This is a genomic window from Lysobacter antibioticus, assembly GCF_000731095.1.
GTDB lineage: Bacteria > Pseudomonadota > Gammaproteobacteria > Xanthomonadales > Xanthomonadaceae > Lysobacter > Lysobacter antibioticus_B.
Genome location: NZ_JMTZ01000021.1, coordinates 62,130 through 88,325, shown reverse-complemented (window position 1 = coordinate 88,325; position 26,196 = coordinate 62,130). Strand labels below are relative to the sequence as shown.

Genomic DNA, 26,196 nt, shown 5'->3' with positions numbered 1-26,196 from the left:
TTACACCCCGGCTGCGGCCCCTTCCCGCCCTTGAGCAGGACCCGGCCACCCGCGAAACGCAGCCCCGGAAACGACATCGCCGCCCAGTGGGCGGCGATGCGGTCGAACCTGGCCCGGAGCGCCCGGGCGCGGGGTCGTTACTCAGCGCCCGCCGGTCGGCACGGCGACGGCCGCGGTCGGCTTGGCGCCGGAAGGGGCCGGCTTGGCGTCGGCGGCGATCTTGTCCAGCGCCTCGCGCAACTGCGCCGGCGGCACGTAGCCACCGAGCTGGATGCCCTCGGAGGTCAGGATCATCGGCGTGCCGGTCAGGCCGGCGCGCTGGCCGACGTTGTACTGCATGGTCACGGTGTTCTTGCAGTCCTTGTTCGGAATGCTCTGCTCGCTCTTGGCGTCGGTCAGGGCCTTGCGGCGGTCGGCCGCACACCACACCGAGACCATCTTCTTGTAGTCCTCGCTGCCGATGCCCATGCGCGGGAAGGCCAGGTACTCGACCGCGATGCCCTGCCGGTTGTACTCGGCGATCTCGCTGTGCAGCTTGCGGCAGTAACCGCACTCGACGTCGGTGAAGATCGTCACCGTGTGCTTCGGATTGGCCGGAGCGAAGACGATGCGCTCGCTGGCCGGGATGGTCTTCAGCAGGTCCTTGCGCATACCGGCGAGGCTGCTTTCGCTAAGGTTCTTCTTGGCCTGGGTATCGAACAGCGCGCCGCCCGAGCCCGGCAGGAACAGGTAACGGCCGTCGTCGCTGACGTACACGACCTGGCCCTGGGCCAGCGCCTCGCGGAAGCCCGGCACCGGCGACGGGCCGACCTTGTCGATGCTGACGTTGGGATTGAGCTGGCGGATGGCTTCGACGGCCAGCGCATCGGCGCTGCCGGCCTTGACCTCCGGCGCCGAACCCTTGGCGGCGGCCGCGGTCTTGGCCGGGGCGGCCGGATCGCTCTTGGCGGCGGCGCCCTGCGGCGCCTGGGCACAGGCGGACAGGCTGATCGCGCCGAGCACGGCGAAAATGATGCGCTTCATCAATCGAATCCTTGGCGTTCTGAGGTCGGGGTCTTGGACCGCTCGACGAGGAATAGGTTCTGCCGATTGTGGCACGGCCGGCCACGCGAACGCCGTTCCGCAACCGCAGTCACACGGCGAAGTGGCGATGGGGGTCGCGGTTTGGGGTGCGGATGCCCGCGAAACGGGCCCGGGGCTGCCAAAGCTGCCGGGACTCCCGGACAGGAGCGACTCACACAGATGGCCAATCGCCCGGCATCCAAGGGTAGGAGCGGCGCGAGCCGCGACCGCGTAACTGAGGCCTGCGGCGCCGGCCGGGTTCAAGCAGGCGGTACCAACTATCGCGGCAGTGCCGCCGGCCGCTTCGATGGGGTACTCGCGATCGGCCAGGACGTGCCCCGGCCCGGCGCAGCGCGCCGGGCGTTCGCCAAGCCCAGGCGGCAGTGCCGCCGGCCGCTTCGATGGGGTACTCGCGATCGGTTAGGACGTGCCCGGCCCGGCGCAGGGGCGCCGGGCGTTCAGAGCAGCAGGCGGCAGTGCCGCCTAGCGCTGCTCTTCACCCCCTCGGATGGTGCTTCGCGTGGAGGCGTTTGAGCTGCTCGCGCGCCACCAGGGTGTAGATCTGGGTGGTCGACAGGGAGCTGTGGCCCAGCAGCATCTGCAGGGCGCGCAGGTCGGCGCCGTGGTTGAGCAGGTGGGTGGCGAAGCTGTGGCGCAGGCCGTGGGGGCTGATCTTGGCCGGGTCGATGCCGGCGACGGCGGCGTAGCGTTTGACCAGGTGCCAGAACTCCTGCCGGCTCGGGGCCTCGCCGCTCGCCGCCAGGAACAGCGGCGCCAGCGCGCGTTTGCCGGCCAGTTGCGGGCGCGACTGCGCCAGATAACGTTCGAGCCAATGCTGGGCCTCTTCGCCCAGCGGCACCAGCCGCTCCTTGCTGCCCTTGCCGGTGACCCGCAACACGCCCTGGCGCAGGTTGACCGCGGTTGACGGCAGATTGACCAATTCGCTTACGCGCAGGCCGGAGGCGTACATCAATTCGAGCATCGCGCGGTCGCGCAGCCCGAGTGGCTCGTCCACCACCGGCGCCGCCAGCAAGGCTTCGATCTGGCTTTCGGCCAAAGCCTTGGGCAAGGAGCGCGGCAGCTTCGGCGGCGCCAGCAATGCGGTCGGGTCGTCGCTGCGCTCGCTGCGGCGCAGGCGGAAGGCATAGAACGCGCGCAAGGCCGACAGCAGGCGGGCGTTGCTGCGCGGCGAATAGCCTTCGCGGGTGCGCCAGGCCAGGTAATCGAACAAGGCTGCGCGGTCGGCATTGGCGATGCCGCTGCCGTCGCGCCAGCGCGCCAGGCCTTCGAGGTCGCGGCGGTAGCTGTCGAGGGTCTGCTGGGCCAGTCCGTTCTCGGCCCAGATCGTGTCGAGGAAGGACTTGATCGCCGCATCGTCGGCTTCGCCCAAGGGCGGCAAGGCCATCGCCTGGCTGCGGCGTTCGGCGGGTGTACTGGCACTCATCGCAGCAGCTTAGCAGGCGGTCCGGCTGCCTATATCCTGATGCGATGAGCTCGAACGACACCTCCGCCGCCGATCCCGCATCCGCCAAGCCCGCCGCCCTGGTGGGCTGGCGCCTGTTCGCGTTGTTCTACGACTTTTGGCCGGTCGCGGCGCTGTGGCTGGTCGCAAGCGCGGCGTTCACCGTCGCCTACACCTTGTCCGGGCATGGGCAGCGCGAAAACATTCCGCCTTTCAGTGCGCTGCAATGGACGTTGTGGTTCGTCTGCTGGCTGATCGCCGGCGGCTACGCGATGCTGAGCTGGCGGCGCGGCGGGCAAACCCTCGGCATGCGTCCGTGGCGGCTGCGCGTGGCCGGTGCCGACGGCGCTGCGCCGGCATGGCGGGCGCTGTCGATCCGCTATGCGGTCGGCACCCTGTCGCTGGCCGCGCTCGGCCTGGGCTTCTGGTGGGCCTGGTTCGATCGCGAGCGCCTGACCTGGCACGACCGCGCCAGTGGGACGCGGATGTTGCGGGTGCCTAAGCGGCCGAAGTGAGTGCTGGCGGCCACAGAGTCCAGCGCGGCCACGAGACCTGATCGGACTATCGCTGTAGGAGCGGCGCGAGCCGCGACCCAAGATCGCCGCGTTACATAAGAACGGTGGTTACCTAAGCTTCCAAAGGCTCTCGGCAGGTTTTAAATCGCAGAGTCCTGCGAAGCTGCGGGTACCGATATCGTCAGCACTGTAGGAGCGGCGCAAGCCGCGACCAAGGGACATGTAGAGGCAGCACCGCCCGCGTCGATGATCGAAGCCTCGAACTATCGCGGGGTAGGAGCGGCGCGAGCCGCGACCGCGTAACTGGAGGTGCCGGCGCCGGCCGAGTTCGCGCAAGGGCTCCAGCCATGGAGTCAGTACCCCCGCCGCTTCGTTGGGGTAATCGCGATCTGACCCGACGTGCCCCGGCCCGGCACAGCGCGCCGGGCGTTCATCGACAGCGCGAGCCAATGGCGAAGCTCCGTTGCGAGAACGCATGGACTGGTAGTTGCGACCCCGGCCCGGCGCAGCGCGCCGGGCGTTCATCGAAAGCGCGAGCCAATGGCGAAGCTCCGTTGCGAGAACGCATGGACTGGTAGTTGCGGCCCCGGCCCGGCGCAGCGCGCCGGGCGTTCACACAGTCCACGCGGCAGTGCCGCGTGAGCGGACTGTGTTCACCCCGACCGACGTTTGAACAGATAGGCCGAAACGGCCAGCATCACCACGGTCGGCGCGGCATAGGCCAGGCGGAAGTCGAAGCGGAACACCTTGGCCAGTTCGACGAACTGGGTCTGCAACTGCCAGAACAACAGCGCGAAGACGATGCCGATGAACAAGCGTTTGCCCATACCGCCGCTGCGCAGGCTGCCGAAGGCGAACGGAATCGCCGCCAGGCACAAGGTCAGCACGTTGAGCGGGTAGAACCAGCGGCCCCAGTAATAGGCCTCGAATTCGGCCGCATCGAGGCGGTTGCGCTCGCGGTCTTCGATCGCCTTGTGCAAGGCCTTGGCGCTGAGGTAACGCGGGCGGTTGCTGCCGCTCATCAACGCGGCGCTGTCGAGTTTGGACTCCCAACGCTCTTCGGCGACATGGACCTGCTCGGCCGACTTGGCCAGGAAGGTGGTGCGGGTGACGTCGCGCAACAGCCAGCCGCCCGGGCGGTGTTCGGCGATCTTGGCCAGCGCCAGCGACACCAGGCGCCCGTCCTGGCCGAACTGGTACAGGCTGACGTCGCGCAATTCCAGCCAGCGGTCCTGGCCCTCGCTGCGCTCCTGGCCCTGGCTGGCGCTGAGGATGACATCGCCCTCGCGCGCCCAGACCCCGGAATATTGAGCCACCACCTGGTTGTTGGACTTGGCCGCGGTCTTGAGCGCATCGGCGCGACGCTGGCCTTCCGGCGCCAGGGTCTCGCCGTTGACCACCATCAGCAGGGTCAGCAGCGCGAGCGCGCCGGCCACGGCCAGGCTCAGGCGCCGCCGCGACAGGCCGACCGCGCGCAGCACGGTCAGCTCCGAGGTCGAGGCGAGCTGGCCCAGCGCCATCAGGGCGCCGATCACCGCCGCGTACGGGAACAGCGCGTAAGCGCGGCGCGGCACGGTCATGGCCATATAGGCCAGGGCCTGCATCAGGCCGTAGCGGCCCTTGCCGACGTCGCCGAACTCGCCGACCAGGCTGAGCATGAAATCCAGGCCGAGCAGCACCGCCCAGGTCAGCAGCACCGTGCCGAGCACGGTCTTGCCGACGTAGACATCGTGGATCTTCGGGAACGGCTTCATCGGGCCACCCGCCTGCGCGCGACGCGGCCGTCACGGAAATACAGCCAGCCGGCGACCGCCAACAGCGGCAAAGTCAGCCACCACAGGCCGAGGAAGGTCGGGATCTTGCCGTCCTCGATCCAGCCCTTGCCCATCATCATGAAGTTGTTGCCGATCAGGTAGGCCAAAAAGCCCATCAACACGCTGCCGTAACGGGCCTGGCGCGGAGTGCTGCGCGCCAGCGGCACCGCCAGCAGGGCGAAAGCCAGGGCCAGCAGCGGCGGTGCGATCCGGTAATGCAGCTGGGCCGCGGCCTCGCGGCGCGGATCGCCGAGCAACTGCGTGGTCGACATCATCTCGGGCAGGGACGGGTCGTAGCGGTCCTCGCTGGCCGGCAGCAGCACGTCGTTGCTGGCGTAGCGCATCAGCCGGTAATTCAGGCCGCCGTCCTTCGGGCCCTCGACCTCGAAACCGTCCTCCAGGGTCAGGTAACGGTCGCCGTTCGGGCGCACCGTCAGGTGACCGGCCTTAGAGGTGGTGACGTCCTGACGGTCGGGCTTGTTGCGGTAGATGAAGATGCGTTCGAAACGGGTGCCGTCGTTGGACATCGCGCCGACGTAGATCACCCCGTTGTCGTTGGGCAGGCCGGTGAAGGCGCCCGGCTCCAGGCCGGCCACGATCAGGCTGCGGCTGGCCTCGTTGATCATCTCGCGCGAGGCGCGGTCGGCCCAGGGGCCCAGCCACAGCGAGCAGGCGGCGACCACGGCCACGATCGGCCCGACCACCATCAGCAAGGGCTTGAGCAGCCGGCGCGGGCCGACGCCGATCGAGGCGATCACCGGCATTTCCGAATCGCGATAGAGCCGGCCGATGCCCAGCATCAGCCCCAGCATCAACGCCAGCGGCAGGATCAGCGGCAGCCATTTGATCAGCACCAGGCCCAGCTGGAGCAGCATCAGCCCGGCCGGGACCTTGCCCTTGGCGATGTCCTCGAGCACGTCGGTGAAGGCGCCGCCGACGCTCACGATCAGCAACACCACCAGGGTCGCGAAGACGGCCTGGGCGAATTCGCCAGTCAGGTAACGGTCAAGCTTGAGCATCGGGCTTCGGCATCGGGCAGGCTTGCTTTAAACTCGGGGGTTCGTTCGACGGCCGACCTGTCTGCTGGCGCTCCGGGATAGCCGGAGGCGCGAGGTCGAGGACCCAGGATGGCGGCACGGGCATCGAGCCCGGGACCGACGCCCCGCAAAGCCGTTCGATTGTACGGACAAACTCTTCTTAGCTGCTGGGAATCTGTTGGATGACCCTCGAATTCGACCTGAACCGCGACGCGCTCGCGGCCGCTCAAACTGATTGCGTCGTGGTAGGCGCCTTCGCCGACAAGACCCTGACGGCTGCCGCGCGAACGCTGGATGAAGTCAGCGGCGGGCGCCTGACGGCTTTGCTCGAACGCGGCGACATCAGCGGCAAGACCGGCAAGACCTCCCTGCTCCACGACCTGCCCGGCGTGACCGCGCCGCGCGTGCTCGTGATCGGCCTCGGCGAGGCCGGCAAGTTCGGCGTCGCCCAGTACCTCAAGGCGGTCGGCGACGCCGCACGCGCGCTCAAGGCCGGCCCGGTCGAGCATGCGCTGCTGACCCTCAGCGAAGAACCCGTGACCGGCCGCGACGCCGCCTGGGCGATCCGCCAGGCCGCCATCGCCGCCGATCACGCCTGCTACCGCTACACCGCCACGCTGGGCAAGAAGAAAGACGAGCCCGGCCTGCGCAAGCTGTCGATCCGCGGCGACGACGCCACCGCTCTGGCCCAGGGCCAGGCGATCGCCGCCGGCGTCGCGTTCGCTCGCGAGCTGGGCAATCTGCCGCCGAACATCTGCAACCCGGCCTACCTGGCCGAGCAGGCGCAGGAATTCGCCGGCCGCTTCGACAACACCTCGTGCGAAGTGCTGGACCGCGAGCAGATGCAGGCGCTCGGCATGGGCTCGCTGCTCGCCGTGGCCCGCGGCTCGGCCAATCCGCCCAAATTGATCGTGCTCAAGTACGACAACGGCGGCGACGCCAAACCCTATGTGCTGGTCGGCAAGGGCATCACCTTCGACACCGGCGGCATCAACCTCAAGGTGCAGGGTGGCATCGAGGAGATGAAGTTCGACATGTGCGGCGCCGCCTCGGTGCTGGGCAGCTTCGTCTCGGCGGTCGGCATGCAGTTGCCGATCAACCTGGTGGTGATCGTGCCGGCGGTCGAGAACATGCCCGACGCCGACGCCTACCGTCCCTCCGACGTGCTCACCAGCATGTCCGGCAAGACCATCGAGGTCGGCAACACCGACGCCGAGGGCCGCCTGATCCTGTGCGACGCGCTGACCTACGCGCAGCGCTTCGAGCCGCAGGCTCTGCTCGACGTGGCGACCTTGACCGGCGCTTGCGTGGTCGCGCTGGGCAAGTTCGCCACCGGCCTGATGAGCAAGGACGACGACCTCGCCGCCGAGCTGACCAGCGCCGGCGAGCAGGTCTTCGACCGCGCCTGGCGCCTGCCGCTGTGGGACGAGTACCAGACTCAGCTCGAATCGACCTTCGCCGACGTCTACAACATCGGCGGACGCTGGGCCGGCGCGATCACCGCCGGCTGCTTCCTGTCGCGCTTCACCGAAGGCCAGCGCTGGGCGCACCTCGACATCGCCGGCGTGTCCAACGAAGAAGGCAAGCGCGGTCTGGCCACCGGCCGTCCGGTCGGCCTGCTCTCGCAGTGGCTGCTCGAGCGCACCGCCTGACGATGAAGCGCAATGCGCTGATCCTCGCGGCGATCACCGGCCTGGCCAGCGGCATCTACTCGATGTCGCCGCTTGCGCAGGCCGGTTTCACCCTGGTGGATTGGCTGTTCGTGGCGCTGGGCATGTTCTGGATCTTCATGTGGCTGCATGGCGACCAGCAGGAGTTCGGCCATCGCCGCTCGCCGTGGATGAATATCGGCATCGTCGTGCTGGCGATGCTGTTCGTGCCGATCTACCTGGCCCGGACCCGGCCGGCGGGACGCAAGCTCAAGGCGGTCGGCGCGTTCTTCCTGCTCCTGCTCGGCTGGTTCGCCCTGAACATCGGCGGCGCCCTGCTGGGCTATTTCGTTTTCGGCGGCTCGGCCGCATATACCGGTTGATACCCGCCCATGGCCCGCGCTGACTTCTACTTGATCCAAACGCCGCGTTTCAAGGAACAACCGCTGCGGTTGGTCTGCGAGCTGGCGCGCAAAGCCCACGATGCCGGCCTGCCCACGCTGATCCTGGCGCGCAACGCCGAACAGGCCGAGGCGATCGACGACATGCTGTGGGACATGGGCGAGGACGCCTACATCCCGCACCAGATCGCCGGCGCCGACCTCGACGAGGAAGAAGCCGACGTGCTGATCGCTGCGCCCGAAGTCGACGCGCCGTTGCGGCCGTTGGTGATCAACCTGCGCGACGCACCGGTGCAGGACGGCTTCGACCGCGTCCTGGAAGTAGTCCCCGCCGACGACTCCGCGCGCGGCCCGCTGCGCGAGCGCTGGAAGCAGTACCAGGCCCGCGGGCTGACGCTTAATAAGCACGATATGTGAGGGGCCGGGATTGGGGATTCGGGCGTTGGGATTCGCGAAGCGGATCCGCCCAGTCCCAACCGGCACTCCGCTCTGTAAGTTCTTGCTCTTGGCTGTTGCTTCAACCAATCCCAAATCCCGAATAACGAATCCCGGTTCTTATGTCCCTCGCCTCCAGCTACGACCCCAAGCAGTTCGAAGCCCGCCTCTACGAGCAGTGGGAGAGCAGCGGCGTATTCAAGCCGCGCGGCGAGGGCGAGCCCTACTCCATCTTGTTGCCGCCGCCGAACGTCACCGGCACCCTGCACATGGGACATGCGTTCCAGCACACCCTGCAGGATGCGCTGATCCGTTATCACCGCATGCGCGGCTACGACACCTTGTGGCAGATGGGTACCGACCACGCCGGCATCGCCACCGAAATGGTGGTGGCGCGCAACCTCGGTCGCGAAGGCCTGACCCGCGACGGCCTCGGCCGCGACGGCTTCATCGAGAAGGTCTGGGAGTGGAAGGGCCAGTCGGGCGACACCATCGAACGGCAGATGCGCCGCCTGGGCACCTCCGGCGACTGGTCGCGCTCGATGTTCACGATGGATCCTATCGCCTCCGAGGCGGTGGTCGAGGCCTTCGTGCGCATGCACGAGCAAAACCTGATCTACCGCGGCCAGCGCCTGGTCAACTGGGATCCGGTGCTGAAGACCGCGATCTCCGACCTGGAAGTCGTCAACGAAGAAGAAGACGGCTTCCTGTGGTCGATCTCCTACCCCCTCAGCGATGGCAGCGCCACGCTGGTGGTCGCGACGACGCGCCCGGAAACCATGCTCGGCGACACCGCCGTCATGGTCCATCCCGAGGATGAGCGCTACGCCCACCTGATCGGCAAGACCGTGACCCTGCCGCTGAGCGGCCGGGTGATCCCGGTGATCGCCGACGCCTACGTCGATCGCGAGTTCGGCACCGGCGTGGTCAAGGTCACGCCCGCGCACGACTTCAACGACTACGCGGTCGGCCAGCGCCACGGCCTGCCGATGATCAACATCTTCACCCCCGAGGCGGCGGTCAACGACAACGCCCCGGCGAAGTACGTCGGCCTGGACCGCTACGAAGCGCGCAAGGTCGTGCTCGCCGACCTGGAGGCCGAAGGCCTGCTCGTCGAGACCAAACCACACAAGCTGCAGGTGCCGCGCGGCGACCGCACCAACCAGGTGATCGAGCCGTATCTGACCGACCAGTGGTTCGTGAAGATGGACGACCTGGCCGCGCGCGGCCTGCAGTTGGTCGAGCAGGGCGATATCCGTTTCGTCCCGGCGAACTGGATCAACACCTATCGCCACTGGATGGAGAACATCCAGGACTGGTGCATCAGCCGCCAGCTGTGGTGGGGCCACCGCATCCCGGCCTGGTACGACGCCGACGGCAAGATCTACGTCGGCCGCGACGAAGCCGATGCGCGCGCGCGCGGCGGGATCGGCGCCGACGTCGTCCTGCACCAGGACAACGACGTGCTGGAGACCTGGTTCTCCTCCGGCCTGTGGCCGTTCAGCACCATGGGTTGGCCGAATGCGGCGGCCATGGGCGAGCGCGGGTTCGAGCGTTTCGTGCCCTCGTCCGTGCTGGTCACCGGTTTCGACATCATCTTCTTCTGGGTCGCCCGCATGATCATGCTGACCGACCACTTCACCGGGCAGATTCCGTTCAAGGACGTCTACATCACCGGCCTGGTGCGCGACAAAGACGGCCAGAAGATGTCCAAGTCGAAGGGCAACGTGCTCGATCCGATCGACCTGGTCGACGGCATCGAACTCGAAGACCTGGTCGCCAAGCGCACCACCGGCCTGATGAACCCCAAGGACGCCGCGCGCATCGAGAAAGCCACGCGCAAGGAATTCCCCGACGGCATCCCGAGCTTCGGCGCCGACGCGCTGCGCTTCACCATCTCGGCGCTGGCCACCCACGGCCGCGACATCAAGTTCGACCTGGGCCGCGCCGAGGGTTACAAGAACTTCTGCAACAAGCTGTGGAACGCGACCCGCTTCGTGTTGATGAACACCGAGGACGCGAGTTTCTCGGGCACACCGCAGCCCAAGACCGACGCCGAGCGCTGGATCCTGGCGCAGCTGGCCCAGGCCGCGGCCGAAGCCGAAACCCATTTCGCCGCTTACCGTTTCGACCTGCTCGCCCAGACCTTGTACGAGTTCGCCTGGAACGCGTTCTGCGACTGGTTCGTCGAACTGGCCAAGCCGGCGCTGCAAGGCGACGACGCAGCCGCCGCCGACAGCACCCGCCACACCTTGCTGTACGTGTTGGAGCGTCTGCTGTCGCTGTTGCACCCGCTGATCCCCTTCGTCACCGAAGAGCTGTGGCAACAGGTCGCGCCCAAGCTCGGCATCGCCGAAACCACGATCATGCTGCGCCCGTACCCGCAGGCCAGCGACCTCGGCGCCGACTACGCCCAGGCCGAAGCCGACGTGGAGTGGCTGAAGGCCATGGTCTCGGCCCTGCGCAAAGTGCGTAGCGAGCTCAACGTCTCGCCGCAGAAGAACGTCGGCCTGCTGCTGGCCAAGGGCGATGCCGCCGACCGCGATCGGGCCGCGCGCTTCGACTCGCAGTTGCGCTTCCTCAATCGCCTCGACAGCATCCAGTTCATTGCCGACGCCAACGACGCGCCGCCCGCGGCGTCGGCGGTGGTCGGCGAATTGACCTTGCTGGTTCCGCTCGAAGGCCTGGTCGACCTCGGCGCCGAACGCACGCGCCTGGACAAGGAGATCAAGCGCGTCGCCGGCGAAATCGGCAAATGCCAGGGCAAGCTCGCCAGCGAGACCTTCGTCCAGAACGCCCCCGCCGCCGTGGTCGAGCAGGAGCGCAAGCGCCTGGTCGACTGGAACGTGCAGTTGGAAGGCCTGACCGCGCAGCGCACCAAGCTGGGCTGAGCGGGTCCGGCGCCGCTCGTTCGAGAAAAGCCGTGGCTTGCCACGGCTTTTTCTTTGCGACGAGGTTGGAGCGAAAGGCAGAAGCAAATCCCCCCTGCCCCCCTTTTCCAAAGGGGGGAGTGCACATGCGGGATTCGGGATTCGGGATTCGGGATTCGGGATTCGGGATTCGGGATTCGGGATTCGGGCAGCGGGCAGCGGGCAGGAGCCTACATCCGAGAGCGAGATACCCGCTTCGCATGTCGCCGAACATCGCCACGAATCTCCCAAGCTTCCCCCCTTCGGAAAAGGCGGGCAGGGGGATTTGCTCGTGCTCCGCTCGTGCTCTGCCCTGCCGGCTCCTACCGATCGCCCCAACACCCTCTTCCTCGCCGCCGCGCACAGCGCACCAACCCGCAACTCCAGCCCTTGCGGCGCCGTAAGCCGGCAACCTAGGCTGGAACTCCTGGCCTTGGGGAAGCGAAAGCCATGCGTCTTGTCCTGCTGTTAGGCGTCTGCCTGCTGGCGACCCCGGCGTTCGCCCAGAATTGCCCACCTGCCGGGCACACCGCAGCGTCCCTGCAGGCACTGAAAGCGCGCCAATTCGCCCTGCCCGACCCGGCGGAAAAACAAGCGCTGGCGACCGGCCTGATCGGCTGTCTGTCCGCCTCCGATCCCGAGCTGCGCGATGGCATCGCCTTCGAAGCCCTGAGCCAGTGGATGCGCGCCGGCGATTTCGACGCAAACGCACTGCGAGCGATGCGCGACTCGCTGTACGCATCGCTCGATAGCAAAGACCCGCAAGGGTTCGGCAAGCCGTTCGCGGCCCTGGTGCTGTCGGAAGTCGCGCGCACCGACCGGATCAAATCGTGGATGACACCGCAGGAAAGAGTGGCGATGGTCGAGCGCGCGGCGGCCTACGTCGAAGCGGTGCGCGACTACCGCGGCTATAGCGAAGGCCAAGGTTGGCGGCACGGCGTCGCCCACGGCGCCGACTGGCTGATGCAGTTGAGCCTGAATCCCGCCCTCGAACGCGCGCAATACGATCGCATCCTGGCCGCGATCGCCTCCCAGGCGGTGCCGGGCAACGGTCATGCCTATGTGTTCGGCGAACCCGAGCGCCTGGCCCGGCCGCTGTTGTTCACGGCCCAACGCGGCCTGCTGTCGGCCGAGGACTGGCAGGCGTGGTTCGCCGCTTTATCGGCGAAGGTCGGCAAGCTCGACCGCACCGACTACGCCGGCTGGCTCGGGCGTCGCCACGATCTGACGGCGTTTCTGAGCGGTCTGTATGTGCAGGCGGATCAGAGCGAAGACGCTGCGATCAAGGCACTGAAGCCGGCGATCCTGGCAACCTTGAAGCAGGCGCCCTGACCGCGCGCCGACAAACCGGTCATTCCTCGGCAAACAGCTCGATCGCCATGACCAGGGCATCCTCGCGTCCGCCGCGCGCCGGGTAATAGCGCGGGCGGCGGCCGATCTCGTTGAAGCCTTCGTTGTGGTACAGCGCGATCGCGCCGGTATTGGACGGCCGCACTTCCAGGAACACGCGTTCGGCGCCGCGGCCGCGGGCGATATGGACCAACGCGCGCAACAGCTTGCGGCCATAACCGTGGCCGTGCGCTTCCGGCGCCACGCAGACGTTGAGCACGTGCGCTTCGCCGGCGGCCACGCTCATCAGGAAGTAACCGATGATGCGTTCGCCCTCGGACAACACCCAGGCCGGATAGTCGGCGCGCAGGCAGTCGCGGAAGATGCCCGGGGTCCAGGGGAACTCGTAGGCGCGGATCTCGATGGCATGGACGACTTCGAGGTCGTCCTCGCGCATCGGCCGCAGCGCGGCCGGCGCCGTGCCCGGATCGAACTCGGACGCCTGCGCGCTCACCTCGCCGCGCTCCCGCGCCGCAGGGCGCGCAACTGCGGCCACAGCGCGCGCTTGGCGGCGGCATCGCCGCGCAGAGCCTGCGCATCGAACAATGCCAGCACCGCCGGATCGTCGGCGCCGCGGCGGGCGGCGCGCAGCACCGCACGCAGCAAGGCGCTGTCGGCACCGGACGCTCGCGCGGGAGCGACCGGGCGCGCCGGCTCGGAGCGCGGTGCGCTCGCAACCGCTTCCGTCGAAGCAACCTGCGCCGCCGGCGCAGATGCCTCGCGTGCGACGACCGGCACCTCCTCGACCTTGTCCGAAGCCAGCTTCATCACCGAATGGCCCATCGCCTGCAGCCATTCGCGCTGCTCGGCGCTCCACAGCGCGCTCATGGCGGGCCAGCCTCGGCCGGCGGCATGCGGCGCAGACGCCGATACGCGGCATAGACCGGGCCGGACAGCGCGTACGGGGCGAAGATCGCCAGCAGCACGCGCGGCGGGTCGATCGCGATCGCGATCACCACCACCACCACGATCAGAATCGCCAGGAACGGCACCCGGTCGTTGCGCGGGCCGCTGCCCTTGAAACTGAAGTAGCGCATGCGGCTGACCATCAGCAGTCCGGCCACCACGGTCAGCGCCAGTGCGGCGTAGCGCAGTTGCTCGCCGACCAGGTCGAAGCTGTGGCAGGTCCAGACGAAGCTCGCCACCAGTCCGGCCGCGGCCGGGCTGGCCAGGCCGATGAACCAGCGCTTGTCGACCTGTCCGACCTGGGAATTGAAGCGGGCCAGGCGCAGCGCCGCGCAGGCGGCATACAGGAAGGCGCCGATCCAGCCGATCTTGCCGGGGATCACGCCGTCGAGCTTGGTCGACTCCAGCGCCCAGTGATACATCACCAGGGCCGGCGCCAGGCCGAAGCTGATCAGGTCGGCCAGCGAGTCGTACTGGACGCCGAATTCGCTCTGGGTGTTGGTCAGGCGCGCGACCCGGCCGTCGACGCCGTCGAGGATGGCGGCGATGAAGATCGCCATGCAGGCCTCGTCGAAGCGGCCCTGGGTGGCGGCGATGATCGCGTAGAAGCCGGCGAACAGGCCGCCGGTGGTGAACAGGTTCGGCAGCAGGTAAATGCCGCGTCCGCGCGGGCGGGGCGTGTGATGGGGTTCCATAACTGGGAAGTGTAGCGCTTGCCTGTGCCTCGGCAGGATGCTGCAATCGTCGCTTCCCCCGCTCGACCGGCTTTACGCCGTCCGTTCCGTTTGCCTGCCTCGGAGCTTCGCTATGCCCTGCCCGTCCCGCCACTCGCTATTTCGCGCCTTTCCGGCGCTCGCCGCCAGCGCCGTCCTGGTCGCCCTGCTGGCCGCGCCGGCGGCCGCCACCGAGCTGTACCAGTGGAAGGACGCCAACGGCGTCACCCACTACTCCGATTCGCCGCCGCCGAACCAGGGCGGGGTCAAGAACCGCGTGATCAAGAACAAATCCGGCACCGCCACCTCGGCCCAGTCGGCCACCGAGGACAGCCCGGCCGAGAACGCCCAGTGCACGACCGCGCGCGGCAACCTCAAGCAGTTGCAGAGCTCGGCCTCGGTCGGCGTCGACGCCAACAAGGACGGCAAGCCCGACAACATCCTCGACGCGCAGCAGCGCGCGGCCCAGGTCCAGCTCGCCGAATCGGCGGTCAAGGCCTATTGCATGCAGCCGGCGGCTCCGGCCGTGGCACCGGCCTCGACGCGCCCGTCGACCGCCAAGCAGGGCGACGCCTGATCCCGGCGGCCTGATGCTCCCGGCGGCCCGACCAGGCCGCCTCTCCCGCCCCGGACCGGCCCCCGCCGCTCCGGGGACCGGCCCGACCCACCCCGGCGGACGGAGCCACCGCCTCGGCATGGCAAACTGTTCGCTTTCCACGTACGCGAACCCCAGCCGATGCGTCTGTCGCAATTCCATCTCCACACCAGCAAGGAAACGCCCGCCGAAGCCGAAATCGTCAGCCACAAGCTGATGCTCAAGGCCGGCATGATCCGCAAGCTCGCCGCCGGCCTCTACACCTGGTCGCCGCTGGGCCTGCGCGTGCTGCGCAAGGTCGAGCGCGCGGTGCGCGAGGAGATGAACGCCGCCGGCGCGATCGAAGTGCTGATGCCGTCGGTGCAGCCGAAGGAGCTGTGGGAAGAGACCGGGCGCTGGGAGAAATTCGGCGGTCAGCTGCTGAAGATCCAGGACCGCAAGGAAGCCTGGTACTGCTACGGCCCGACCCACGAGGAAGTCATTACCGATTTCGCCCGCAACGAGCTGGCCAGCTACAAGCAGTTGCCGGTCAATTTCTTCCAGATCCAGACCAAGTTCCGCGACGAAATCCGCCCGCGTTTCGGGGTGATGCGCGCGCGCGAGTTCCTGATGAAGGACGCCTACTCCTTCCATCTGAGCGACCAGGACCTGGATCGCGAATACCGCAACATGTACGACACCTACAGCCGCATCTTCACCCGCCTGGGTCTGAAGTTCCGCGCCGTGTTCGCCGACACCGGCGCGATCGGCGGCAGCGCCTCGCACGAGTTCCACGTGCTCGCCGATTCGGGCGAGGACGCGATCGCCTTCTCGGACGGTTCGGACTACGCCGCCAACGTCGAACTCGCCGAAGCGGTGGCGCCGCATGCGCGCGCCGCGGCCGCCGAAGACCTGCGCAAGGTCGACACGCCGACCCAGAAGACCTGCGAAGACGTCGCCGCGCTGCTGGGCATCGCCCTGGCGCGCACGGTCAAGTCAGTCGCGATCGTCGGCGCCGATGGCGAAGGCAAGCCGCAGTTCGTGCTGGCGCTGGTGCGCGGCGACCACGTGGTCAACGAGATCAAGCTGTCCAAGCTCGCCGGCCTGGCCGAGTACCGCCTCGCCACCGAAGCCGAGATCCTCGAACACCTCGGCGCGCAGCCGGGCTTCCTGGGCCCGCTCAAGCCGGTAAAGACCATCCGCGTGATCGCCGACCGCAGCGTCGCAGCGATGCACGACTTCGTGGTCGGTGCCAACGAAAACGGCTACCACCTGGCCGGCGTCAACTGGGGCCGCGACCTGGCCGAGCCCGACGAGGTCGCCGACATCCGCAATGCCGTCGCCGGCGACCCCTCGCCCGATGGCCAGGGCACGCTCGGCATCGCCCGCGGCATCGAAGTCGGCCACGTGTTCCAGCTCGGCCGCAAGTACGCCGAAGCGATGAAGCTGACCGTGCTCGACGAAACCGGCAAGGCCGCCACGCCGGCGATGGGCTGCTACGGCATCGGCGTGTCGCGCATCGTCGCCGCGGCGATCGAGCAGAACCACGACGACGCCGGCATCGCCTGGCCCGAGGCGATGGCGCCCTGGCAGGCGGTGGTGTGCATGATCAATCCCAAGAACGACGCCGCGGTGACCGAAGCGGCTCAGGCCCTGTATCGCGAACTGCTGGCGGCCGGCGTCGACGCCGCGCTCGACGATCGCGGCCTGCGTCCCGGCGCGATGTTCGCCGACATGGAATTGATCGGCGTCCCGCACCGCGTGGTGGTGTCCGAGCGCGGCCTGGCCGCGGGCAGTTTCGAATACCGCCACCGCCGCGCCAGCGAAGCCGAGAATCTCGACCGCGCCGCGGTGTTGGCGCGGATCGCCGGATAAGCCCGGCGATTACTTTCCCGCTTACCTCCCGCCCCAAGTAAGGTAAGTCGGGGAGGTAAGTCGGGGATCGTCCGCCGCCGGGGCGACCGGCGTCGATCGATTATCCGCAGCGACCCGAATACGGCCCGCTCGTACGGTGCGCGCGGTTTATGGCAATTACATGGCAAACCGCGCCCCGCACCCGACGGGACGGGGCCACGGCGAGGCTGCTCCCGCCTACTACCTTCGTGCAGTTAGCGCAGCGGCCAATACCCGATTACATTAATCCACGCGTCGACGGCGAACCCGATGGATTCGCCCCCTATAAGAACGCGAATATCTGCACGGACCTTCGGCACATTTACGCGGAGTGAATGTGCCTTTACTATTCCGCCGCGCGCCAGGGACTGGCCAAAATCCGAACCCACTCCCCGGAGGCTCCATGTCGATCGATCTCTCCACGTTGTCCGCGAAAGAACTCGAGTCACTGATCAGCCAGGCCAAGAAGCGCAAGACCACCCTCAATAAGCGCAAGCCCATTGCTGCGGTGCGAAAGAAGGTCGCGCAGGTGCTCAAGACCGAGGGATACACCCTCGAAGAATTGTTCGGCAGCGCCGCTCCCGCCAGCCGCGCCACCAAGGCCACGAAAGCCGCCAAGCCCGCAGCCGCAGACCGCAAGGCCCGCAAGCCGCTCGGTAAAGTCGCACCGAAGTACCGCAACCCCGGCAATACCGCGGAAACCTGGACCGGCCGCGGCAAGCAGCCGCGCTGGCTGGCCGCGTACGTCGCCGCGGGTCGCAAAATCGACGATTTCCTCATCAAGTAATCGGCGATACGCAGCGAAGAGGCCGGCCCTGCGCCGGCTTTTTTGTGGGCGGGAAAATCTTAGGGCGAGCGGAGGATCGGCGGAGATTTGGCTCGCCGCCTCGGAAAACCGGCCGCCGCAAGCGAATCGCCGTGCCGTCCGGGCCCGCGCCGCAGCCCCGAACCGGCCATTACGGCCTGCACGGATTGGCCTTCCGGGCCGGGCTTAGAGATTCCGCCGCGCCGGCAGCAACAGATTGCCGAATATCAGGCCGGCGATCAGCGCCAGCAGGATATTGAGCACGGCCAATACCGCATCCTGGCCGACATTTACGTCCTGCTGCTGGATCATCGACAGCAAGCCGCGCAGGCTGACGCTGCCGGGGACCAGCATGATGATGCCGGGTACGCGGATGATCGCCCCGGGCCGATTACCCCAGCGGGCGTAGGCATTGCCGACCGCGGTCAGGGTCAGCGCGGCGAGGAATATCCCGGCCGGGCTGCCCCAGGCCAGGCCGACGAAACGCGAAATCAGATAACCGCCGGCGGCGGCCGCCATGACCTTGGGATAATCGCTGCGATGGGCGCGGAACAGCACCGCGAACGCGTAGGCCGCGACCGCAATGCCGCACCATTCGACCCAGGCCTCCTGTGGACGCGAGGCGCGGATCTGCGGCTGCAGCCCGATCAGGTCGGTCAAGTACAGCGCGATCACCGTGCCGACCGCGAGTTTCACCACCGTGGTCAGGGCGCCGGCGAAGCGCGCCGTGCCCGAGACCAGATGCTGGCTGGTCAACTCGTTGACCGCATTGGTCAGGGCCAACCCGGGCAGCAACACGATCAGCGAGGCGATGATCACCGTGTTCTGGTTCAAGGGCGCGATGAAGCTGGCGACCAGCACGGTCATGCTGGCCGCGAACATCGCCGCGATCGCTTCCAGCGCTTCCTTGAAGCGCGGACGCGAGCCGGAGATGTCGACCAGCAGGCCGATCATCAGGCCGTTGACCGCGGCCACGCCGATGTCCAGCCACGGCAGCCGCAACAAGCTCGCGACCGCGCCGGCGGCCAAGCCATACGCGACCACCTGCATGGCGCGCCAGCGCTTGCTGCGCGGCCGGTCCAATTGTTCGAGCGCGGCATGGCCGGCGGCGAGGTCGAGACGGCCGGCCATGACCTCTTCGGCGATGCGGTCGGTTTCGCTGAGCCGGTACAGATCGTTCTCGCCGGGCGGCAGGCGGATCACCCGCGTGGTGTCGCTGTCGCCGAGCGGCCGGTTGGGATCGCTGAAGGTCAGGATCAGGCCGGTCGGGTTGGACCACGGCTCACATTCCAGACGCAGCTTTTGCGCGACCGCCGTCACCGCCCCTTCCAGGCGCTGGGCGGTCGTGCCGTAACTGTGCAGCCGCTCGGCCAGCTCGACGACGAAGGCGATGCGGGCGGCATAGCTGGTGGCGCTGAGCGGGTGCGGGGTCGACATAACGGCGAAGCATCGCATGAGCGCGCGCCGCTGGGCAGACGGGCCGCGCGACCGGGCTCGGGCTTCGGTCAGCCGGCGTTGCACGTGACACTCACCTGGCCGTCCCTAGCCTGTATTCTCCGCCCGAGGCTCTATGACCGTATCGACCACGCACGCGCCGGAAATTACCGCCGATGGCCAAGCGCCCTCGCGGCTACGCCTTTCCGGTTGCTGGACGCTCGAGCACGCGATCCAGATCTCCGAAGCCCTCAAGAGCGCCCCGGAAGGCGCCACCCAGATCGACGCCAGCGGCGTCGACCGGCTCGACTCGGTCGGCGTGCTGCAGCTGATGCGCTATGCGCGCCGGCACGAGCTCGATTTCGATACCGCCTTCACCTTCCACGACAGTCACCGCGCCCTGGTCAGCGCGATCGAGGACGTCGCCGACGAGCGGCCGAAGAAGAAGCGCGAGTACGGCTTCCAGGCCGCGCTCGCGCGCCTGGGCTTCGCGGTCACCGATAATTGGAAGGAAGTCCTGGCCTTGGTCGCCTTTTTCGGCGAAACCCTGGTCAAGATGCTGCGTCTGTTCAAGGAGCCGGGGCGATTCCGCCCGACCGCCACCGTCCACCACATGGAGCAGGTCGGCCTCGACGCGGTGCCGCTGATCGCGCTGCTGTGCTATCTGGTCGGCGCGGTCGTGGCCTTCCTCGGTTCGACCATCCTTAAGGACTTCGGCGCGACCATCTTCGTGGTCGAGCTGGTCAGCATCGCCTTCCTGCGCGAGTTCGGCGTGCTGCTGACCGCGATCGTGCTCGCCGGCCGCACCGCCAGCGCCTTCACCGCCCAGATCGGCGCGATGGTCAGCCGCGAAGAAGTCGACGCCATCCGCACCCTCGGCATGGACCCGATCGACCTGCTGGTGATCCCGCGCGTGCTCGCCCTGCTGGTGATGCTGCCGCTGCTGACCTTCATCGCCATGGTCGCCGGCCTGCTCGGCGGCCTCACCGTCGGCGCCTACGGCCTGGACATTCCGCCGCAGCAATACCTGGCGCGCATGCACGACACCATGCAACTGCGGCATTTCCTCGTGGGCCTGTCGAAGGCGCCGATTTTCGCCCTGCTGATCAGCCTGATCGGCTGCCTGGAAGGACTGCAGGTCGAGGGCACCGCGCAGTCGGTCGGCGAACGCACGACTTCGAGCGTGGTCCAGGCGATCTCGCTGGTGATCGTGCTCGACGCCTTCTTCGCGATCTGGTTCATGGAGATGGGCTGGTGATGCGGCCGGGAATAGGGAATCGAGAATCGGGAATCGTGGAAAGGCGTGCCTCGCCTGCGTTCGCGCACGTAGCAAGGAAACCGCTGTGACGATTCCCGATTCCCCATTCCCAATTCCCGAAGGCGGCGGCGAAGCCGACGCCCCCATCATCCGCATCCGCGGCCTGGTCAATCGCTTCGGCGAACAGGTCGTTCACGACGGCCTCGACCTGGACGTGCGGCGCGGCGAGATCATCGGCGTGGTCGGCGGCTCGGGCACCGGCAAGTCCGTGATGATGCGGTCGATCCTGGGCCTGCGTAAGCCCGATGCCGGCGAGATCGAAGTGCTGGGCATCGATGCGCGCAATCCCGACCCACGCCTGCGCCGCGAGATCGAGCGCAACACCGGCGTGCTGTTCCAGGACGGCGCCCTGTTCTCGTCGCTGACCGTCGGCGAAAACGTGCAGGTGCCGCTGAAGGAGTACCACAGCGACCTGCCCGATTCGCTGCGCTACGAACTGTCGCTGCTCAAGGTCAAGCTGGCCGGCCTGCCGGCCGATGCGATCAACAAGCTGCCCTCGCAGCTGTCGGGCGGCATGCGCAAGCGCGCCGGCCTGGCGCGCGCGCTGGCGCTGGATCCGCCGTTGCTGTTCCTCGACGAGCCCACCGCCGGCCTCGACCCGATCGGCGCGGCCGCGTTCGACCGCCTGATCCGCACCCTGCAACAGGCGCTCGGCCTGACCGTGTTCCTGATCACCCACGACCTAGACACCCTGTACGCGATCTGCGACCGCATCGCCGTGCTCGCCGACAAGAAAGTCATCGCCTGCGCGCCGATCGCCGAAGTCGAAAAGCTCGAGCACCCCTGGGTGCAGGAATATTTCCATGGCCCGCGCGCGCGCGCCGCGCAGGTCGCGCGCGACCAGAACCTCGCGGATGCGCCGCCGCCATGACCGCCTGGGGACTGCCGGCCGACGCGCTGTGGAGCGTGTCGCTGTGGGGACTGCTGTGCGCGGCCGCGGCCTTGCTGTGGTGGCCGAAGGCGCGCGCGGCGAGCCTGTTCCTGCTCGGCGCGGTCGTGGCCGGCGCGCTGCTGCGCGGGTTGCTCGATCCCATCGCCTTGGTGTCCTTCGCCCTTCTCGGCCTCGCCGCCTGGCTGGTGCTGCCGGCCCGCAGCAAGGCCTGGCGCATTACCGGGCATGTGCTGTTCGTGCTGGTCGCCTTCGCCCTGGGCCTGCACCTGATGCCGGGCTTCCACAACCCGCAGCTGCTGACCGATCTGCGTCTGACGCCCGACGCGGCGCCGATGTCGTTGTACTTCAATTTCGACAAGCCCCTGGCCGGGTTCTGGTTGCTGCTGTGTTGGCCGTTGCTGAAACGCTTCGGCGAAGGCGAGCAACCGCTCGCGGCCTCGCTGTCGGCCGGCCTGATCGGCGCGGCGCTGGCCGCACTGCTGTGCCTCGGCCTGGCGCTGGCCCTGGGCGCGATCGCCTGGGCACCGAAGTGGCCGGCGTTCGGCGCCGTGTGGGCGCTCAACAATCTGCTGCTGGTCGCGCTGGCCGAAGAAGCGATGTTCCGCGGCTATCTGCAAGAGGCCTTGCAGCGGCGCTGGCGCGAGCTGCGGCACGGCGCGACCTACGCCACGATGCTGTCGGCATTGGCCTTCGGCCTGGTCCACGCCGGCGGCGGCTGGCGTTGGGTGCTGCTGGCGAGCCTGGCCGGCCTGGCCTACGGTTGGGCCTATCGCAAGGGCGGCCTGTTTGGGGCCGTACTCGCCCACTTCGGCCTCAACCTCATTCATTTCACCGCGTTTACCTATCCCATGCTGGCATGATGCCGGCCATGAAACACGGCAACGCCCCGTCGTTCAAAGGTGCCTGATGGAAACCAAGGCCAATTACGTCCTCATCGGTGCGTTCACGATCGTCGTGACGCTGTTCCTGCTGTTGTTCGCCCTGTGGGCGGCCAAGTACTCCTCGGAGAAGAGCTGGCGCGAGTACGCGGTGATCTTCAACGAGCCGGTCACCGGCCTGTCGGAAGGCAGCACCGTGCAGTACAACGGCATCTCGGTCGGTACCGTGCAACAGCTGAGCCTGGCGCCGGACGACCCGCGCCGGGTCATCGCCAAGCTGCGCCTGCAGGCCGACGCGCCGATCAAGACCGACACCCGCGCCAAGCTGTCGATGACCGGCATCACCGGCAGCCCGATCATCCAGCTCACCGGCGGCAGCCCGAACAGCCCGGCGCTGGCCGACGCCGAGCGCAGCAGCGACATCCCGGTGATCCAGACCGAGGCCTCGGCGCTGCAGAACATCGCCGACACCGCCAACCGCCTGGTCGCGCGCATGGACCAGGTGCTCAGCGACGAGAACGTCAAGCACGTGTCGAACACGCTGGCCAACATCGAATCCTTGACCGGTTCCATCGCCGGCCAGCGCGAAGACCTGCGTGCGCTGATCACCAATGCGCGCAAGTCCAGCGAGCAGCTCGCCGTGACCCTCAACACCACCAATCGCGCGGTCGAGAGCGTCGACCGCGAGCTGGTCGACAAGCTGCCGGGCCTGATCGCCAAGCTCGACAGCACCCTGACCAAGCTCGATTCGGCCGCGACCGGCGCCAACGGCATCCTCACCGACAACCGCGCCGCGATCAGCAGCTTCGCCAACGACGGCTTGGCCCAGCTCGGTCCGACCCTGAGCGAACTGCGCTCGTTGGTGCGCGATCTGCGCCGGATCAGCGACCGCCTCGACAACAACCCGACCCGCTACCTGCTGGGCCGCGATGCGACCAAGGAATTCGAGCCCGAATGAGGCGTATGGCGAGGCCATCGATACAGCGGTCGGCAGACCAAGCCGGCGAACGTTCGAACCATGTTGCGAAGACGATCATGACTCAGACTCCCCGATTCGATGCATCCTCCGGCAGCTCCGCTTTCGTACGTCGCTTCGGTTGGCTCTTCGCCGGTGCGGCCGTATTGGCCTTGGCCGGTTGCTCGTCGATCCTTGGCGAAAAGCCGAAGAAGCCGACCACCCAGTACGCGCCCGATCCGCGCGTGCAGGCCGATCCGTCGTGGCCGAACGCGAACTGGCAGCTGTCGTTGAGCGCGCCCAACGCCGCGCGCATGATCGATAGCCTGCGCATCGCCGTGCGCCCGACCGGCAACGAGATCGAGGTCTACAAGGGCGCAGCCTGGGCCAAGCTGCCGAGCAGCATGATCGAGGACGCCCTGCTGCGTACGCTCGAGGACTCCGGCAAGATCGCCGCGGTCGCGCGCCAGGGCAGCGGCATCGGCGGCGACTACAAGCTGGTGCTCGACATGCGTCGCTTCGAGTCCGACTACGGCCAGGGCGCAGCGGTGCCGTCGGCGACCATCGAGATCAACGCCAAGCTGATGCACAACCCCGACCAGAAGGTCGTCGCCTCGCACACCTTCCTGCAGGCTCAACCGGCCGCGACCACCGCGGTGCCCGACGTGGTCGACGCCTTCGAGCGCTCGCTGGAAACGATCACCGGCGAGATCGCCGGCTGGACGCTGACCTCGGGCGACGCGCACGATAAGAGCCACAAGCGCTGATCGAGCTGCGGCCGCAAGGCCCGCATCCCTCATCGCCCCGCCGCGGTGTCCGCGCCTCGCGAAAGCCGCGTGAAGGCTTTGCGCAAGAATGTACGCGGTGACCGGCGACACAAGCCGTCCTGAAGCCGCTGCCTAGACTGCCCTGGCGCCATCGTGGCGTGCATCGGGGATAGGCATGACCGCACCGTTCTCGCAACGCCGTCGCGCCAGTGCGCGACGCAGCCTGCTCGCGCTCGCGATGGCCCTGGAACTGATCGCCTGCATCGGCCTCGCGCAGGCAACCCCGCCCGGCACGATCGACTACGAAACCATCGGCGCGACGCCGCTGCGCGCGCTCGGCCGCGACCTGCAGGCACCCGACACCACTACCAACGTCCTGTTCGGCGCGCGCCTGGCCAACCCGGCCCCGGTTACCTACGAACAGATCGTGTTCGCGGTGCGCGACGCCGCCGACCGCAACTACGACCTCGGCCACCAGAGCGGCTATACGGTCGGCACGAGCGTGCGCGAGCTCACCGGCAGCGGCCGCTTCCCGGCCGGCCAATATCGTTACTGGGTTTCCTACTACGCCAACGGGCGCTGGACCGATCTGGCGCCGCAACGCAGTTTCAGCGTAACCGCGGCGCCGGTCACCGACCCCACCGCGACGCGTCCGCTCGGCGCCGGCACGAACTGGGTGTATCGCTTCGGCGACGAATTCGACGGCAGCGTCGTCGATTGGAATCGTTGGGCCGACGACTCTTCCGCCGAAGCCGACCACGGCCACGGCAACCCCGGCAATCAGCAATTGGAATGGAACCAGGGCAAGAACTGCTCGGTGAGCAACGGCGTGCTGTCGATGCTCGCCAAGCGCGAGAGCGTGCGCTCGCCTTCGGGCCGCAGCTACGACTGGACCTCGTGCCTGCTGTCCTCGCACAAACGCTACAACTTCCGTTACGGCTTCATCGAAGCGCGCATGAAACTACCGGCGGCGGCCGGCTTCTGGCCCGCGTTCTGGACTTTCCAGGCACCGGGCGCGCAGCAGTGGAACGAGACCGATGTGTTCGAGTACTACTCCGACAACAAAAGCCGGCTGTACTTGAACCAGTACGTGATCAAGAACGGCATCGAGCAGTTGGACAGCTACATCCACACCACCAGCTTCGACCCGAGCGCCGGCTATCACGTCTACGGCGCCGACATCGCCCCCGATGCGACGCGCTTCTACATCGACGGCCAACTGGTGCGCACCACCGCCAACGTCAGCCAGATCGAAACCTCGATCCTGCTCGACCATTTCGTCTACGCCGGCAAACCGCCCGCTGCGACGACCCAATCGGCGATCACCTGGGTCGACTACGTCCGCGCCTGGCAGCGGCCGTAGCGGAGTCGTTCGGCCGCAAGGCCGGAAGGGCTTCGGCTGATCCAACCTCTTGGGCCGGCGCGGCGCAAGCCGCGACCGCGTCCTCTCAGTCGCGTCGTAGTTGCGGATTCGCGGTCGCAGCTTGCGCAGCTCCTACAAGGCGCTTCGGCTGGACTCGACTGACTCTTGCTCTTGGGTAGGAGCGGCGCGAGCCGCGATCGCGCCAACGCACCGACTGCGTCACCCGCACAGAACCAATGCCCTGTCACACCCGCGGCCCGATTACCCGGAACGTCAGGTTGATCCGCTCGCCCACCGGCCGCGCCGTGCGCGGCAGCGCATGGCGAAAATTCGCCTGGGTCGACCCCGACATCACCAACAAACTGCCGTGCCCCAGTTCCAAGGCGCCCTTCAATTCCGCACGGCGCCGATGCTTGAACGCGAAGCGGCGCGTCGCCCCGAGGCTCAAGGACGCAATCACCGGCCTCGGCCCGAGCTCGCGCTCGTCGTCGCTGTGCCAGCCCATCGCATCGCGGCCATTGCGGTAGCGATTGGCGAGCACGCTGTTGAAGCCGACCCCGAGCTCGCGCATCAGCCGCTCGCGGATCGGCGCCAGCGCAGCGGGCCAGGGATACGGACGGAAGTCGGCGCCGGAGTAGCGGTAGTGCGCCTCGGGGTCGCCGATCCAACTGCTGAGCCGCGGCGAATCGTGCTCGCGCCCGAACAGGCGGATGCGGTGTACCTCCCAGCGGATGTCTTCCACCAGGGCGGCGTACAGGGCATCGGCGGCGGCGCGCTCCAGCCAGTGCGGATCGAAAGCCAGTTCGGCGTCTTCCAGAGGCAGGCGTTGCAAGGGCATGGCGGCACGCTAGCACGCGTCGCGCGGGCCTCGCGATCCGGATCTTGCGCCCGCCCGGCGGCCATCGCCCGGCCTCCATACGCCCCTCGCCGCGAACGTCCGGGAACGCGTGCGCAACAGTACGCAAAGCGTTTTAAACGCCGGCGCAGCGCGGCGCCGACGGGGTCACATTTGGCGCTGCCGCCGC

The 26,196-nt window shown here is 67.8% G+C and carries 24 protein-coding genes; 15 read left to right on the top strand and 9 right to left on the bottom strand.

Annotated features, from left to right (window positions below; translation table 11 throughout):
- Nucleotides 1-141 precede the first annotated feature (141 nt).
- Both EX88_RS0108395 and xerD read right to left on the bottom strand, forming a co-directional pair.
- The gene (locus EX88_RS0108395; protein ID WP_051884747.1) at nt 142-1,026 is read right to left on the bottom strand and encodes a DsbC family protein; all 885 of its coding nucleotides are present in this window, start codon (nt 1,024-1,026) and stop codon (nt 142-144) included.
- A 532-nt stretch (nt 1,027-1,558) separates the two neighbouring features.
- Nucleotides 1,559-2,506 (bottom strand): site-specific tyrosine recombinase XerD, encoded by a 948-nt coding sequence (gene xerD, locus EX88_RS0108390; RefSeq protein ID WP_031371550.1) that lies wholly within the window; start codon nt 2,504-2,506, stop codon nt 1,559-1,561.
- 44 nt (nt 2,507-2,550) lie between these two features.
- Here xerD and EX88_RS0108385 point away from each other — a divergent pair, with 44 nt between their 5' ends.
- The gene (locus EX88_RS0108385; protein WP_031371549.1) at nt 2,551-3,039 is read left to right on the top strand and encodes an RDD family protein; all 489 of its coding nucleotides are present in this window, start codon (nt 2,551-2,553) and stop codon (nt 3,037-3,039) included.
- A gap of 653 nt (nt 3,040-3,692) precedes the next feature.
- Here the strand turns inward: EX88_RS0108385 and lptG are convergent.
- The gene (gene lptG, locus EX88_RS0108380; RefSeq protein WP_031371548.1) at nt 3,693-4,793 is read right to left on the bottom strand and encodes an LPS export ABC transporter permease LptG; all 1,101 of its coding nucleotides are present in this window, start codon (nt 4,791-4,793) and stop codon (nt 3,693-3,695) included.
- Entirely contained in the window at nt 4,790-5,872 is a 1,083-nt protein-coding gene (gene lptF, locus EX88_RS0108375; RefSeq protein WP_031371547.1) for an LPS export ABC transporter permease LptF, read from the bottom strand. Before lptF ends, lptG begins: the two co-directional genes overlap by 4 nt.
- A gap of 200 nt (nt 5,873-6,072) precedes the next feature.
- Between lptF and EX88_RS0108370 the strand changes: the two genes are divergently transcribed.
- The 5 genes from EX88_RS0108370 (at nt 6,073) to EX88_RS0108350 (ending at nt 12,616) form a co-directional block, all read left to right on the top strand.
- Nucleotides 6,073-7,542, top strand: a complete 1,470-nt coding sequence (locus EX88_RS0108370) for a leucyl aminopeptidase (protein ID WP_031371546.1) — start codon at nt 6,073-6,075, stop codon at nt 7,540-7,542.
- 2 nt (nt 7,543-7,544) lie between these two features.
- A complete protein-coding gene (locus tag EX88_RS0108365; protein WP_051884746.1) occupies nt 7,545-7,922 on the top strand; it encodes a hypothetical protein in 378 nt (125 codons plus the stop codon).
- A 9-nt stretch (nt 7,923-7,931) separates the two neighbouring features.
- On the top strand, nt 7,932-8,357 hold the full coding sequence (locus EX88_RS0108360) for a DNA polymerase III subunit chi (protein WP_031371544.1): 426 nt from the start codon (nt 7,932-7,934) through the stop codon (nt 8,355-8,357).
- Between the two features lie 140 nt (nt 8,358-8,497).
- Nucleotides 8,498-11,266 carry a valine--tRNA ligase gene (locus EX88_RS0108355; protein ID WP_031371543.1) on the top strand — a complete coding sequence of 923 codons (2,769 nt, stop codon included), beginning with the start codon at nt 8,498-8,500 and terminating at the stop codon, nt 11,264-11,266.
- A 468-nt stretch (nt 11,267-11,734) separates the two neighbouring features.
- Complete coding sequence (locus EX88_RS0108350) at nt 11,735-12,616, top strand: DUF2785 domain-containing protein (protein WP_031371542.1); 882 nt, start codon at nt 11,735-11,737, stop codon at nt 12,614-12,616.
- A 19-nt stretch (nt 12,617-12,635) separates the two neighbouring features.
- On the opposite strand, the gene rimI is transcribed toward EX88_RS0108350, so the two are convergent.
- From rimI to pssA, 3 genes are read right to left on the bottom strand one after another with little or no spacing between them, the layout of a single operon-like run.
- Nucleotides 12,636-13,070 carry a ribosomal protein S18-alanine N-acetyltransferase gene (rimI, locus tag EX88_RS26495; protein ID WP_051884772.1) on the bottom strand — a complete coding sequence of 145 codons (435 nt, stop codon included), beginning with the start codon at nt 13,068-13,070 and terminating at the stop codon, nt 12,636-12,638.
- 53 nt (nt 13,071-13,123) lie between these two features.
- Nucleotides 13,124-13,501, bottom strand: a complete 378-nt coding sequence (locus EX88_RS26490) for a hypothetical protein (RefSeq protein WP_031371540.1) — start codon at nt 13,499-13,501, stop codon at nt 13,124-13,126.
- Nucleotides 13,498-14,274: a CDP-diacylglycerol--serine O-phosphatidyltransferase gene (pssA, locus tag EX88_RS0108335; protein ID WP_031371539.1), complete on the bottom strand. Its 777-nt coding sequence runs from the start codon at nt 14,272-14,274 to the stop codon at nt 13,498-13,500. The genes EX88_RS26490 and pssA overlap by 4 nt, the downstream gene beginning before the upstream one ends.
- A gap of 112 nt (nt 14,275-14,386) precedes the next feature.
- On the opposite strand from pssA, the gene EX88_RS0108330 reads away from it, so the two are divergent.
- The 3 genes from EX88_RS0108330 to EX88_RS0108320 all read left to right on the top strand — a co-directional run bounded on the left by EX88_RS0108330 (nt 14,387) and on the right by EX88_RS0108320 (nt 17,546).
- A complete protein-coding gene (locus EX88_RS0108330) occupies nt 14,387-14,869 on the top strand; it encodes a DUF4124 domain-containing protein (RefSeq protein WP_081930741.1) in 483 nt (160 codons plus the stop codon).
- Between the two features lie 159 nt (nt 14,870-15,028).
- Nucleotides 15,029-16,741, top strand: a complete 1,713-nt coding sequence (locus tag EX88_RS0108325) for a proline--tRNA ligase (protein ID WP_031371537.1) — start codon at nt 15,029-15,031, stop codon at nt 16,739-16,741.
- Between the two features lie 421 nt (nt 16,742-17,162).
- Nucleotides 17,163-17,546, top strand: coding sequence for an H-NS family nucleoid-associated regulatory protein (locus tag EX88_RS0108320; RefSeq protein ID WP_031371536.1), 384 nt, complete (start codon nt 17,163-17,165; stop codon nt 17,544-17,546).
- 204 nt (nt 17,547-17,750) lie between these two features.
- Here the strand turns inward: EX88_RS0108320 and EX88_RS0108315 are convergent, their stop codons facing one another.
- Nucleotides 17,751-19,001 carry a threonine/serine ThrE exporter family protein gene (locus EX88_RS0108315; protein ID WP_031371535.1) on the bottom strand — a complete coding sequence of 417 codons (1,251 nt, stop codon included), beginning with the start codon at nt 18,999-19,001 and terminating at the stop codon, nt 17,751-17,753.
- 133 nt (nt 19,002-19,134) lie between these two features.
- On the opposite strand from EX88_RS0108315, the gene EX88_RS0108310 reads away from it, so the two are divergent.
- The 6 genes from EX88_RS0108310 (at nt 19,135) to EX88_RS0108285 (ending at nt 25,171) form a co-directional block, all read left to right on the top strand.
- Nucleotides 19,135-20,256, top strand: coding sequence for an ABC transporter permease (locus EX88_RS0108310; protein WP_031371534.1), 1,122 nt, complete (start codon nt 19,135-19,137; stop codon nt 20,254-20,256).
- 85 nt (nt 20,257-20,341) lie between these two features.
- Nucleotides 20,342-21,187, top strand: a complete 846-nt coding sequence (locus EX88_RS0108305) for an ABC transporter ATP-binding protein (protein WP_031371533.1) — start codon at nt 20,342-20,344, stop codon at nt 21,185-21,187.
- Nucleotides 21,184-22,068 carry a CPBP family intramembrane glutamic endopeptidase gene (locus EX88_RS0108300; RefSeq protein WP_036148350.1) on the top strand — a complete coding sequence of 295 codons (885 nt, stop codon included), beginning with the start codon at nt 21,184-21,186 and terminating at the stop codon, nt 22,066-22,068. The genes EX88_RS0108305 and EX88_RS0108300 overlap by 4 nt, the downstream gene beginning before the upstream one ends.
- Before the next feature lie 46 nt (nt 22,069-22,114).
- A complete protein-coding gene (locus EX88_RS0108295) occupies nt 22,115-23,044 on the top strand; it encodes an MlaD family protein (protein WP_031371531.1) in 930 nt (309 codons plus the stop codon).
- A gap of 77 nt (nt 23,045-23,121) precedes the next feature.
- Nucleotides 23,122-23,808 (top strand): ABC-type transport auxiliary lipoprotein family protein, encoded by a 687-nt coding sequence (locus EX88_RS0108290; RefSeq protein WP_081930739.1) that lies wholly within the window; start codon nt 23,122-23,124, stop codon nt 23,806-23,808.
- A 175-nt stretch (nt 23,809-23,983) separates the two neighbouring features.
- Entirely contained in the window at nt 23,984-25,171 is a 1,188-nt protein-coding gene (locus EX88_RS0108285) for a glycoside hydrolase family 16 protein (RefSeq protein ID WP_031371529.1), read from the top strand.
- A 244-nt stretch (nt 25,172-25,415) separates the two neighbouring features.
- On the opposite strand, the gene EX88_RS0108280 is transcribed toward EX88_RS0108285, so the two are convergent.
- On the bottom strand, nt 25,416-26,009 hold the full coding sequence (locus EX88_RS0108280) for an alpha-ketoglutarate-dependent dioxygenase AlkB family protein (protein ID WP_031371528.1): 594 nt from the start codon (nt 26,007-26,009) through the stop codon (nt 25,416-25,418).
- Nucleotides 26,010-26,196 lie beyond the last annotated feature (187 nt).